Genomic DNA, 12596 nt, shown 5'->3' with positions numbered 1-12596 from the left:
GGTATGCCGGAGGCAACCCGGTTTCCAGTTCGAAGGAGAGCGAACGCCGGACGGGTGCCGCAAGAGGCGGCATTCTGATAGGGGTTCGCAGGACAGGCAATCAGGTGGATGGGGGCGTTCCAGTGGGCGGCAACGGCACAGAGGGTACGACTGCCGGCAAGCGCCCGAACGAGCAGCTGGGCTCGTGGTTCGTGCGCAGCGGCTGGTCGAAGGGCGAACTGGCACGGCAGGTGAACCGCCGGGCACGCCAGATGGGCGCGCACCACATCTCCACCGACACCTCGCGGGTGCGCCGCTGGCTCGACGGCGAGCAGCCGCGCGAGCCCATCCCGCGCATCCTCTCCGAGCTGTTCTCCGAGCGCTTCGGCTCCGTCGTCGCCGTCGAGGACCTCGGCCTGCGCACCGCCCACCAGTCGCCCTCCGTCTCCGGAGTCGACCTGCCCTGGGCCGGCCCCCAGACGGTTGCCCTGCTCAGCGAGTTCTCCCGCAGCGACCTCATGCTCGCCCGCCGGGGCTTCCTCGGCTCCTCCCTGTCGCTCGCCGCCGGACCCGCCCTCATCGAACCGATGCAGCGCTGGCTCGTCCCCACCCCCGTCGGCGACATCGAGCGGCCCGACGCTCTCGCCGACGCCCGCCGTCCCAACCGGCTCTCCGAGGTCGAACTCGACCTCCTGGAGTCCACCACCGCCATGTTCCGCAAGTGGGACGCCCAGTGCGGCGGCGGACTGCGCCGCAAGGCCGTCGTCGGCCAGCTCCACGAGGTCACGGACCTCCTCCAGGAGCCCCAGCCCGCCGCCACCGCCAAGCGCCTCTTCACCTGCGCCGCCGAACTCGCCGAACTGGCCGGGTGGATGAGCTACGACGTGGGCCTCCAGCCCACCGCCCAGAAGTACTTCGTCCTGGCCCTGCACGCCGCCAAGGAAGCCGGCGACAAGCCCCTCGGCTCGTACATCCTCTCCTCGATGAGCCGCCAGATGATCCACCTCGGCCGGCCCGACGACGCCCTCGAACTCATCCACCTCGCCCAGTACGGCAGTCGAGACTGCGCCACCCCGCGCACCCAGGCCATGCTGTATGCGATGGAGGCCCGCGCCTACGCCAACATGGGCCAGCCCTCCAAGTGCAAGCGGGCCGTCCGGATGGCCGAGGACACCTTCGCGGACGTCGGCCTCGACGGCGAGCCCGAGCCCGACTGGATCGGCTTCTTCTCCGAGGCCGAGCTCAACGGCGAGAACTCCCACTCCTACCGCGACCTCGCCTACGTCGCGGGGCGCTCCCCGACGTACGCCTCGCTCGCCGAACCCGTCATGGAGCGGGCCGTCCAGCTCTTCGAGAAGGACCCCGACCACCAGCGGTCGTACGCGCTCAACCTCATCGGCATGGCCACCGTCCACCTCCTCAAGCGCGAGCCCGAGCAGTCCGTCGTCCTCGCGGGGAAGGCCCTCGGCGTGGCCAGGAGCATCCGCTCCGAGCGGGTCAACACCCGGCTGCGCAAGACCGTCGACCACGCGGCCCGCAACTACAGCGACGTCGCCGAGGTCGTCCAGCTCACCGACCGGCTCACCGAGCTGCTGCCCGAGACCGCCGAAGCGGTCTGACCCCGGGCCCCGCGAGCCCCCGTACTCCGGCCGCGCCGGACGTCCCGTACTGCCCGACTCGGCTCCCCCGCCGCCAGGACACACGGACGCCCGGCGCGGCCGGTCCCCTTTCCGCGCCTGAAACGGCGCCTCCCCCGGACTCCGTCCGGGGGACCCCCACTCGCGGACGTGGCTGACCGCCGTCGTGGCTCGTCCATTGACGGTTGCGGCCGTCCGGGGCGGGACTCCGCATGTGTGAGGGCGTTACTCGCCTGTGATCCGGGCGTTCACGGCCACGTAACACGCCCCACCCCTTCGTCACCGCTCCGAAACATCGAGCGGCATCGGCGGAAACCGCGCTGCGCGAATCTCTGGCCCATAACCGGCCACCCTCACGGCCGGCCGCTCTCTCCGGCCCCGCCCCGCACGGCCGTACCGACGACGAGGAGACGCCGATGGCACCAGCCATCATGACCCTGGCAGCAGACGCCCCCGAGCTGTCCGCCGCCAACACCGGGTTCATGCTCATCTGCTCCGCCCTGGTCATGCTGATGACCCCGGCCCTCGCCTTCTTCTACGGAGGCATGGTCCGCGTCAAGTCCACCCTCAACATGCTGATGATGAGCTTCATCAGCCTGGGGATCGTCACGATCCTGTGGGTGCTCTTCGGCTTCAGCCTCGCCTTCGGCACCGACATCGGCTCGATCGTCGGCTGGTCCTCCGAGTACGTCGGCCTCAGCGGCATCGGCGTCACCGAACTGTGGGACGGCTACACCATCCCGGTGTACGTCTTCGCGGTCTTCCAGCTGATGTTCGCGATCCTCACCCCGGCCCTGATCAGCGGCGCCCTCGCGGACCGCGTCAAGTTCACCGCCTGGGCCCTCTTCATCACCCTCTGGGTCACCGTCGTCTACTTCCCCGTCGCCCACTGGGTCTGGGGCGCGGGCGGCTGGCTCTTCGAGATGGGCGTCATCGACTTCGCCGGCGGCACGGCCGTCCACATCAACGCCGGCGCCGCCGCCCTCGGCGTGATCCTCGTCATCGGCAAGCGCGTCGGCTTCAAGAAGGACCCGATGCGCCCGCACAGCCTCCCGCTCGTGATGCTCGGCGCCGGTCTCCTCTGGTTCGGCTGGTTCGGCTTCAACGCCGGCTCCTGGCTCGGCAACGACGACGGCGTCGGCGCCGTGATGTTCGTCAACACGCAGGTCGCCACCGCCGCCGCCATGCTCGCCTGGCTCGCGTACGAGAAGATCCGCCACGGCTCCTTCACCACCCTCGGCGCCGCCTCCGGCGCGGTCGCCGGCCTCGTCGCCATCACCCCGGCCGGCGGTTCCGTCAGCCCGCTCGGCGCGATCGCCGTCGGCGTCATCGCCGGTCTCGTCTGCGCCATGGCCGTCGGTCTCAAGTACAAGTTCGGCTACGACGACTCCCTCGACGTCATCGGTGTCCACCTCGTCGGCGGTGTCATCGGCTCCCTCCTCGTCGGCTTCTTCGCCACCGGCGGCGTCCAGTCCGACGCCAAGGGCCTCTTCTACGGCGGCGGCCTCGACCAGCTCGGCAAGCAGGCGATCGGTGTCTTCGCGGTCCTCGCCTACTCTCTGATCGCCTCCGCGATCCTCGCCCTGATCATCGACAAGACGATGGGGATGCGGGTCAGCGAGGACGACGAGGTCTCCGGCATCGACCAGGTCGAGCACGCCGAGACCGCGTACGACTTCAGCGGAGCCGGCGGCGGCACGTCCTCGCGCTCCACCGCCGCCCCCGCCCCGGCCGTCACGGAGAACAAGAAGGTGGACGCATGAAGCTCATCACCGCGGTCGTGAAGCCGCACCGGCTCGACGAGATCAAGGAGGCCCTCCAGGCGTTCGGCGTGCACGGCCTCACCGTCACCGAGGCCAGCGGCTACGGCCGCCAGCGCGGCCACACCGAGGTCTACCGGGGCGCCGAGTACACCGTCGACCTGGTCCCCAAGATCCGCATCGAGGTCCTCGTCGAGGACGAGGACGCCGAACAGCTCATCGACGTCGTCGTCAAGGCCGCCCGAACCGGCAAGATCGGAGACGGCAAGGTGTGGAGCGTGCCGGTCGAGACCGCCGTACGGGTCCGCACCGGCGAGCGCGGTCCGGACGCACTGTAAGCACACGAAGGAGCCGCCGGGTGACGAGCCTCGAAGTCAGCGAAGAGACCGAAGATTCGGGACCCGGCGGTTACGCGGCGGCCCGGCTGCTCCTCCTCCACGAGAAGGAGCGGTCCGGGCCGCCGCGCCGTACCGCCCTCGCCCGGCTCACCGACGACTGGCTGGCCGGACTCTTCACGGCCGCCGCACCGCCCCGGGGCGTCGCCCTCGTCGCCGTCGGTGGCTACGGCCGCGCCGAACTCTCCCCCCGCAGCGACCTCGACCTCCTCCTGCTCCACGACGGCAGCGCCGACAAGGCCGCCGTCGCCGCCCTCGCCGACCGGATCTGGTACCCCGTCTGGGACCTCGGGCTCGCCCTCGACCACTCCGTCCGCACCCCCGCCGAAGCCCGCGCCACCGCCCGCGAGGACCTCAAGGTCCACCTCGGACTCCTCGACGCCCGGCCCCTCGCCGGAGACCACGGACTCGTCGCCGCCCTGCGCACCACGATCCTCGCGGACTGGCGCAACCAGGCTCCCCGGCGCCTCCCCGAACTCGACGAACTCTGCAGGGAACGCGCCGAGCGCATGGGCGAACTGCAGTTCCTCCTCGAACCCGACCTCAAGGAGGCCAGAGGCGGACTCCGCGACGCCCAGGTCCTCCGCGCCGTCGCCGCCTCCTGGCTCGCCGACGCCCCCCGCGAAGGCCTCGACGCCGCCCGCCGCCGCCTCCTCGACGCCCGCGACGCCCTCCACCTCACCACCGGCCGCGCCACCGATCGGCTCGCCCTCCAGGAACAGGACGCCGTCGCCGCCGAACTCGGCCTCCTCGACGCCGACACCCTGCTCCGCGAGGTGTACGAGGCCGCCCGGACCATCTCGTACGCCACCGACGTCACCTGGCGGGAGGTCAACCGCGTCCTCAAGGCCCGCTCGGCCCGGCCCCGGCTCCGGGCCCTCCTGACGGGCCGTACGGGCGTCGCGAAACCGCCCGTCGAGCGCACCCCGCTCGCCGAAGGCGTCGTCGAGATGGACGGCGAGGTCGTCCTCGCCCGCACCGCCCGCCCCGAACGCGACCCCGTGCTGCCCCTGCGGGCCGCCGCCGCGGCCGCCCAGTCCGCCCTGCCGATCTCCCTGCACGCCGTACGCCGCCTCGCCGCCACCGCGAAGCCGCTGCCCGTGCCCTGGCCCGCCGAGGCCCGCGAGGAGCTCGTCACCCTGCTCGGCGCGGGCGAGGCCACGATCCCCGTCTGGGAGGCCCTGGAAGCGGAAGGGCTGATCACCCAGCTGCTCCCCGACTGGGAACGCGTCCGCTGCCGGCCCCAGCGCAACCCCGTCCACACCTGGACCGTCGACCGCCACCTCGTCGAGACCGCCGTACGGGCCTCCTCGCTCACCCGCCGCGTCGGCCGCCCCGACCTCCTCCTCGTCGCCGCCCTCCTCCACGACATCGGCAAGGGCTGGCCGGGCGACCACTCCGTCGCGGGCGAGACCATCGCCCGCGACCTCGCCACCCGCATCGGCTTCGACCGCGCCGACGTCGCCACCGTCGCCACCGCCGTCCGCCACCACCTGCTCCTCGTCGAGACCGCCACCCGGCGCGACCTCGACGACCCCGCCACCGTCCGCTCCGTCGCCACCGCCGTCGGCACCGTCGGCACCCTCGAACTCCTCCACGCCCTCACCGAGGCCGACGCCCTCGCCACCGGCCCCGCAGCCTGGTCCTCCTGGCGCGCCTCCCTCGTCGCCGACCTGGTCAAACGGGTCGCGGGCGTCCTCGCGGGCGAGACCCCGCCCGACCCCGAGGCCGCCGCCCCCAGCGCCGAACAGGAACGCCTCGCCATCGAGGCGCTGCGCACCGGCGAACCCGTCCTCGCCCTCCACACCGAACCGGTCGCGGCGGAACCCGAGGAACCCGAACCCGTCGGCGTCGAACTCGTCATCGCCCTGCCCGACCAGCCCGGCGTCCTCCCCGCAGTCGCCGGCGTCCTCGCCCTGCACCGGCTCACCGTCCGCGCCGCCGACCTGCGCGCCGTCGACCTCCCCACCGGACTCGGCACCGGAACGGGACCCGTCCTCGTCCTCGACTGGCGGGTCGCCGCCGAGTACGGCTCCCTCCCCGAGGCCGCCCGGCTCCGCGCCGACCTCGTGCGCGCCCTCGACGGCTCCCTCGACATCCCCGCCCGCCTCGCCGAACGCGAGGCCGCCTACCCCCGCCGCCGCGGCCTCACCGCCCCGCCGCCCCGCGTCACCGTCGCCGCCGCCGACTCCCGCCTCGCCACCGTCATCGAGGTCCGCGCCCAGGACGCCCCGGGCCTCCTCCACCGCATCGGCCGCGCCCTGGAGGGCGCCGAGGTCCGCGTCCGCAGCGCCCATGTCTCCACGCTCGGCGCCAACGCCGTCGACACCCTGTACGTGACCCGCCCGGACGGCGCCCTGCTGCCGGACGAGGAGGCGATCGACCTGGCCCGGACCCTGGAGTCGGCGCTCCGCTGACCTCCGTACCGACCCGCCCCCGCCCGCCGGATCCGGCGGGCGGGGGCACACACTTCGAGCGGCCCGATACCCTGGAGGGCAGTCCGACCGCCCCCGACACCTGAGGATCCGCGACCGCCGTGTTCGATACCCTCTCCGACCGCCTTGCAGCGACCTTCAAGAACCTCCGCGGCAAGGGCCGTCTGTCCGAGGCGGACATCGACGCCACCGCGCGCGAGATCCGTATCGCCCTGCTCGAAGCGGATGTCGCCCTGCCGGTCGTCCGGTCCTTCATCAAGCAGGTCAAGGAGCGCGCCACCGGCGTCGAGGTCTCCCAGGCCCTGAACCCCGCCCAGCAGGTCATCAAGATCGTCAACGAGGAGCTCGTCTCCATCCTCGGTGGCGAGACCCGGCGCCTGCGGTTCGCCAAGACCGCGCCCACCGTGATCATGCTGGCCGGTCTCCAGGGTGCCGGTAAGACCACCCTCGCCGGAAAGCTCGGTCTCTGGCTCAAGGGCCAGGGCCACTCCCCGCTGCTGGTCGCCTGCGACCTCCAGCGCCCGAACGCCGTCACGCAGCTCGGTGTCGTCGCCGACCGCGCCGGGGTGGCCTTCTACGGCCCCCAGCCGGGCAACGGCGTCGGTGACCCGGTCCAGGTCGCGAAGGACTCGATCGAGTACGCGCGGACCAAGATGTACGACGTCGTCATCGTCGACACCGCCGGCCGCCTCGGCATCGACCAGGAGCTGATGCAGCAGGCCGCGGACATCCGTGACGCGGTCTCGCCCGACGAGGTCCTCTTCGTCGTCGACGCCATGATCGGTCAGGACGCGGTCAACACCGCCGAGGCCTTCCGCGACGGCGTCGGCTTCGACGGCGTCGTGCTCTCCAAGCTCGACGGCGACGCCCGCGGTGGTGCCGCGCTCTCCATCGCGCACGTCACCGGCAAGCAGATCATGTTCGCCTCCAACGGCGAGAAGCTGGACGAGTTCGACGCGTTCCACCCGGACCGCATGGCGTCCCGCATCCTCGGCATGGGCGACATGCTCTCCCTCATCGAGAAGGCCCAGCAGACCTTCGACGAGGAAGAGGCCGCCAAGATGGCCTCCAAGCTCGCGTCGAAGAAGGGCCAGGAGTTCACGCTCGACGACTTCCTGGCGCAGATGGAGCAGGTCCGCAAGATGGGCTCCATCTCGAAGCTGCTCGGGATGCTCCCCGGCATGGGCCAGATGAAGGAGCAGATCGCCAACATCGACGAGCGGGACGTCGACCGTACGGCCGCCATCATCAAGTCGATGACCCCGGGCGAGCGCCACGACCCCACCATCATCAACGGCTCCCGCCGTGCCCGTATCGCCAAGGGCTCCGGCGTCGAGGTCAGCGCCGTCAAGGGCCTCGTCGAGCGGTTCTTCGAGGCCCGCAAGATGATGTCCCGCATGGCCCAGGGCGGCGGCCTCCCGGGCATGCCGGGCATGCCCGGCATGGGTGGTGGCCCCGGCCGGCAGAAGAAGCAGATCAAGCAGGCCAAGGGCAAGCGCAAGAGCGGCAACCCGATGAAGCGGAAGGCCGAGGAGCAGGCCGCGGCCGAGCGCCGCGAGCAGACGCAGGCGGGCGGCGCCTTCGGCCTCCCGGCGGCCGGTCAGACCCCCAAGGACTTCGAGCTGCCGGACGAGTTCAAGAAGTTCATGAGCTGACCACGGTCACCTCGTGAGAAGGGGCCCTGAGCGGTGCGGAACCGCCCCGGGCCCCTTCTCACCCCTCCGGGCCGCCCGCGATGCCGGGTTCCTCCCGCTCTTCGATACTGGGGCCACTGCCGCCCCGAGGAGAGCCACGTGGCCAATCCCGTACCCCCGCGCGATCGGACCGATCAGCCCTGGCGCTCGGAAGGGGCTCCGCCGCCCCCGCCGCCGAAGCGGAGGATGCCGGGCGGCTGGGGCAGCCTCATCCTCACCGCGCTCGTCGTCTACCTGATCACCAACATCGTCCTGTCGTTCTTCAACGAGGGCGACGGGCCGACCGTCTCGTACACCGAGTTCAGCAAGCAGGTCGCCGCCGGGAATGTCACCAAGATCTACTCCAAGGGTGACGCGATCCAGGGACAGCTGAAGGACAAGCGGCCCGTCCCCGACGGCAAGGGCGACTACAGCACGTTCCAGACCCAGCGCCCCGCCTTCGCCGACGACGATCTGTGGGCGCAGCTGACCAAGCAGAACGTCACCGTCACGGCCGAGCCGGTCGTGCGCGAACGCAGCTTCCTCGCCAACCTCCTCATCTCGCTCGCGCCGATGCTGCTGCTCGTCCTCCTGTGGGTGTTCATCGCCCGCCGCATGAGCGCGGGCATGGGCGGCGCCGGCGGGATGCTCGGCCGCAAGACCCCGCCCAAGCCCGTGGAGCTGGCCGGCGAACAGCGCACCACCTTCGCCGACGTCGCCGGCATCGACGAGGTCGAGGGCGAGCTCAACGACGTCGTCGACTTCCTCAAGAACCCGGGGGCCTACCGCGCGATGGGCGCCAAGATGCCCCGCGGTGTGCTCCTCGCCGGTCCGCCCGGCACCGGAAAGACCCTCCTCGCCCGCGCCGTCGCGGGCGAGGCCGGGGTGCCGTTCTTCTCCGCCTCCGCGTCGGAGTTCATCGAGATGATCGTGGGTGTCGGCGCCTCCCGGGTGCGGGAGCTGTTCGCCGAGGCCCGCAAGGTCGCCCCCGCGATCATCTTCATCGACGAGATCGACACCATCGGCCGGGCCAGGGGCGGCGGTTCCGGCATGGGCGGGCACGACGAGCGCGAGCAGACCCTCAATCAGATCCTCACCGAGATGGACGGTTTCACCGGCTCCGAGGGCGTCATCGTCCTCGCCGCCACCAACCGCGCCGACGTCCTCGACCCCGCTCTCACCCGGCCCGGCCGCTTCGACCGGATCGTGCACGTCAACCCGCCGGACCGGGGCGGCCGCGAGGCCATCCTCAGGATCCACACCCGGGAGATCCCGCTCGCCAAGGACGTCGACCTGGAGCACGTGGCCCGGACGACCCCCGGGATGACCGGCGCCGAACTCGCCAACCTCGCCAACGAGGCCGCCCTGCTCGCGGTCAAGCGCGACCAGAGGGCCGTCACGCAGTCGGACCTCTCCGACGCCCTGGAGAAGGTCCAGCTCGGCGCGGAACGCCCGCTCGTGATGCCCGCCGACGAGCGGCGCCGGACCGCGTACCACGAGAGCGGACACGCCCTCCTCGGCATGCTGCAGCCCGGGGCCGACCCGGTCCGCAAGATCACCATCGTCCCCCGCGGCCGGGCCCTCGGCGTCACCCTCTCCACCCCCGACTCCGACAAGTACGCCTTCACCGAGGACTACCTGCGGGGACGGATCATCGGAGCCCTCGGCGGCATGGCCGCCGAGGAGGTCGTGTTCGGCGTCGTCACCACCGGCGCCGAGAGCGATCTGGAACAGGTCACCGGCATCGCCCGGGGCATGGTGGGGCGCTGGGGCATGAGCGAGCGCGTCGGCCGCCTCACGGCGATCCCCGGCGACGCCCAGCAGGCGTACGGCCTCGCGGCGGCCCCGGCGACCCTCGACGCCGTCGACGCGGAGATGCGCCGCATCGTCGAGGAGTGCTACGAGAGCGCGGTACGCCTGCTGGGCGAGCATCGCGACCGGCTGGACGCCCTCGCCACGGCGCTCCTGGAGAACGAGACCCTGGAGGAGGCCGAGGCCTACCGGGCGGCGGGCATCCCCCGCGCGGGCCGGGAGGACTGACACCCCGGAGGGGCCTCCCGGGTACGCGGACCGATGCCCGGGCTCCACGGCACCCGGGCGAGCCGACCGCCTCGGTTCTACGGCACCCTGGCGAGCACGTACCGGAAGACGTTCGGCATCCACACCGTCCCGTCCGCGCGCACGTGCGGGGCGAGCGCCTCCTCGATCTCCTTCGCCACCTGCGAGGGATCCGTCGCCAGGACCGCCTGGTCGAACGCGCCCGTCGACAGCAGACCGCGTACCGCGCTGCCCTCGTTCGCGTACCCGAAGGGGCAGGCCACCCGCCCCGACCCGTCCGGCCGCAGCCCTGCCGCCGCCACCAGCCCGTCCAGGTCCGCGCGGATCCGGGGCCGGCGGTCCGCGAGCCGGGCCGCGACCCGCAGCACCGGTTCCGTGGCGCAGCGCTCCGACGGCCCCCACCCCGCGAGCACGACCGTGGCGCCCCGTTGCGCCGTACGGGTGAGCGCCACCAGCTGGGGGAGGAGCCCTTCGGTGGCGTGGAAGGCCGTGATCACGCCGTACGGACCGGCCTCCGGAGGCTCCTCCGTGACCGGGACGTCCTCCGGCAGTCGCTCTCTGGCCAGCTCCACGCGTGCGTGGTCCCGGTCCGCGCCGGCCACCCGTGCGCCCCGCGCGGCCGCCATCAGCAGAGCCAGGCCGGAGCCGCAGCCCAGGCCGAGGACCCGCGAGCCGGCGCCCACGTCGAGGCGGTCGTACACCGCCTCGTAGAGCGGAACGAGCATGCGTTCCTGGATCTCGGCCCAGTCGCGCGCGGGGTGGTGCGGGACGAGCGTAGGTGTCATGGAAAAGTGCCCCAATCCGTGCTCGGACGACAGCCCCCGTAGCCAGGGAACTGCGCATCCCGGGCCGCGTCCAGTGCTCGCGCCGCACCGATTCGTCCGGAAGCGTGAGGGAGCGGGAACCGGGGGAGGGGTGCCGCGCGACCGCGCGCGCGGACCCGGTAATGTCCGTGCAACGCTTCCCGGTCCGCTGAGGGAACGTTCTCCCGGGGCGCACGCGCCCTCGCCGCGCGCCGGGGCGTATGCGCCACTACGCACCAGCTTGACGCCCGCTGCGCGGCTTCTCCGCAGATCGGCGCACTGGCCCTCGTCAGGACGCATGAACGGCAACTGACGGGTACGTGCAAAATATTTGGGATGCCCCGGAATGGAACCCGGAGGCGATCCGGCTCGTTGTACCCGACGTGAGCACGACACCACCTGTTCTCGCCGCAGAGCTGGCACAGGCGTGGGCCGACATTCAGCGGCACCACCCCGAGCTGCCCGACCTTGCCGCGCCCGAGTCCCTGATCGGAGAGTCCTCGTCCGCCTGCGGCGCCGAGCTCTCCTTCGAACGGCTGCTCCACGAGGCAGTCCACGGCATCGCCGCCGCCCGAGGTGTCCGCGACACCTCCCGCGCCGGCCGCTACCACAACCGCAGATTCCTCGCGATCGCCGAGGAGATGGGCCTCGACCACCCCGAGGAGCCACACGCCAGCAGCGGCTTCTCCCTGGTCACGCTCAACCCCGAGGCGAGGCGGCGCTACCGGCCCACCATCGAGCGGCTCCAGCGCGCCCTGAAGGCCCACATGGTCGCCACGGCGGCCGACACCAAGCGCTCCTTCCGCGGACCGGCCGCCCGGCACGGCTCCTCGGGTGGCGGCGTGCGCGTCAAGGCCGTCTGCGACTGCGGGCGGAACGTGCGTGTGGTGCCCTCGGTGCTCGCCCAGGCCCCGATCGTCTGCGGCGGCTGCGGCAAGCCGTTCCGCATCCCGGAGACGGTGGGCGCCGCCAGCTGAGCCGGCGGCGTGTGGCACAATGGCTAGCTGTACTCGACAGTCGCACAGGACCCCTCTCTCCTCCGGCTGACGCGTCCATCGGGCATCCGAGTACCGCAACCCCACGTGGCATCTCAAAGTGCCCAACCACGTCAAGACCAGGAGACACCACTTCAGTGGCAGTCAAGATCAAGCTCAAGCGCCTCGGTAAGATCCGTCAGCCCCACTACCGCATCGTCGTCGCCGACTCCCGCACCCGCCGGGACGGTCGCGCGATCGAGGAGATCGGCCTCTACCACCCGACGTACAACCCGTCGCGTATCGAGGTCGACTCCGAGCGTGCGCAGTACTGGCTGTCCGTCGGCGCCCAGCCGACCGAGCCGGTTCTCGCCATCCTGAAGCTCACGGGCGACTGGCAGAAGGCCAAGGGCCTCCCGGCCCCCGAGAAGGCCCTGCTCGTCCCTGCGACGAAGGAGGCGAAGCGCGCCTCGTTCGACGAGTTCGCGAAGACCCTCGAGTCCGGCGACGACAAGGGTGAGGCCATCACCCCGAAGGCCAAGAAGGCCGACAAGAAGGCTGACGAGGCCGAGGCCGCGTCGACCGAGTCGACCGAGGCCTGATCATGCTCGAGGAGGCTCTCGAGCACCTCGTGAAGGGCATCGTCGACAACCCCGACGATGTGCAGGTCGCCTCGCGCAACCTGCGCCGTGGCCGCGTGCTGGAGGTCCGGGTCCACCCGGAAGACCTCGGCAAGGTGATCGGCCGCAACGGCCGCACCGCGCGTGCGCTGCGTACCGTCGTGGGCGCCATCGGCGGCCGTGGGATCCGGGTCGACCTCGTCGACGTGGACCAGGTCCGCTGAAGAAGTCGGCCGCATCGGTTGAATGATGTGCCGGCACG

10 protein-coding genes are annotated in these 12596 nt (G+C 71.9%); 9 read left to right on the top strand and 1 reads right to left on the bottom strand.

Annotation, left to right across the window (positions count from 1 at the left end):
- Positions 1-104 precede the first annotated feature (104 nt).
- The 6 genes from ACFVYX_RS27415 to ftsH all read left to right on the top strand — a co-directional run bounded on the left by ACFVYX_RS27415 (position 105) and on the right by ftsH (position 9919).
- A complete protein-coding gene (locus tag ACFVYX_RS27415; protein ID WP_389684165.1) occupies positions 105-1598 on the top strand; it encodes a hypothetical protein in 1494 nt (497 codons plus the stop codon).
- 434 nt (positions 1599-2032) lie between these two features.
- Positions 2033-3379 (top strand): ammonium transporter, encoded by a 1347-nt coding sequence (locus tag ACFVYX_RS27410; protein WP_389684164.1) that lies wholly within the window; start codon positions 2033-2035, stop codon positions 3377-3379.
- A complete protein-coding gene (locus ACFVYX_RS27405; protein WP_015036464.1) occupies positions 3376-3714 on the top strand; it encodes a P-II family nitrogen regulator in 339 nt (112 codons plus the stop codon). The genes ACFVYX_RS27410 and ACFVYX_RS27405 overlap by 4 nt, the downstream gene beginning before the upstream one ends.
- Before the next feature lie 20 nt (positions 3715-3734).
- Entirely contained in the window at positions 3735-6188 is a 2454-nt protein-coding gene (locus ACFVYX_RS27400; RefSeq protein ID WP_389684163.1) for a [protein-PII] uridylyltransferase, read from the top strand.
- Positions 6189-6307: 119 nt separating this feature from the next.
- The gene (ffh, locus tag ACFVYX_RS27395) at positions 6308-7861 is read left to right on the top strand and encodes a signal recognition particle protein (RefSeq protein ID WP_389684162.1); all 1554 of its coding nucleotides are present in this window, start codon (positions 6308-6310) and stop codon (positions 7859-7861) included.
- Positions 7862-7999: 138 nt separating this feature from the next.
- Positions 8000-9919 carry an ATP-dependent zinc metalloprotease FtsH gene (gene ftsH, locus ACFVYX_RS27390; protein ID WP_389684161.1) on the top strand — a complete coding sequence of 640 codons (1920 nt, stop codon included), beginning with the start codon at positions 8000-8002 and terminating at the stop codon, positions 9917-9919.
- Between the two features lie 77 nt (positions 9920-9996).
- Here the strand turns inward: ftsH and ACFVYX_RS27385 are convergent, their stop codons facing one another.
- Positions 9997-10722: a methyltransferase domain-containing protein gene (locus ACFVYX_RS27385; protein WP_389684160.1), complete on the bottom strand. Its 726-nt coding sequence runs from the start codon at positions 10720-10722 to the stop codon at positions 9997-9999.
- A gap of 401 nt (positions 10723-11123) precedes the next feature.
- Between ACFVYX_RS27385 and ACFVYX_RS27380 the strand changes: the two genes are divergently transcribed.
- From ACFVYX_RS27380 to ACFVYX_RS27370, 3 genes are all read left to right on the top strand, one after another.
- Positions 11124-11717: a hypothetical protein gene (locus tag ACFVYX_RS27380; RefSeq protein WP_319319829.1), complete on the top strand. Its 594-nt coding sequence runs from the start codon at positions 11124-11126 to the stop codon at positions 11715-11717.
- Between the two features lie 155 nt (positions 11718-11872).
- Positions 11873-12316, top strand: a complete 444-nt coding sequence (rpsP, locus tag ACFVYX_RS27375) for a 30S ribosomal protein S16 (protein ID WP_030206380.1) — start codon at positions 11873-11875, stop codon at positions 12314-12316.
- 2 nt (positions 12317-12318) lie between these two features.
- On the top strand, positions 12319-12558 hold the full coding sequence (locus tag ACFVYX_RS27370) for an RNA-binding protein (RefSeq protein WP_030206382.1): 240 nt from the start codon (positions 12319-12321) through the stop codon (positions 12556-12558).
- Positions 12559-12596 lie beyond the last annotated feature (38 nt).

The sequence above is a fragment of the Streptomyces sp. NPDC058326 genome, from assembly GCF_042879855.1.
GTDB lineage: Bacteria > Actinomycetota > Actinomycetes > Streptomycetales > Streptomycetaceae > Streptomyces.
The sequence above is the reverse complement of the archived record's forward strand: the minus strand, read 5'-3'. Positions and strand labels throughout refer to the sequence as shown.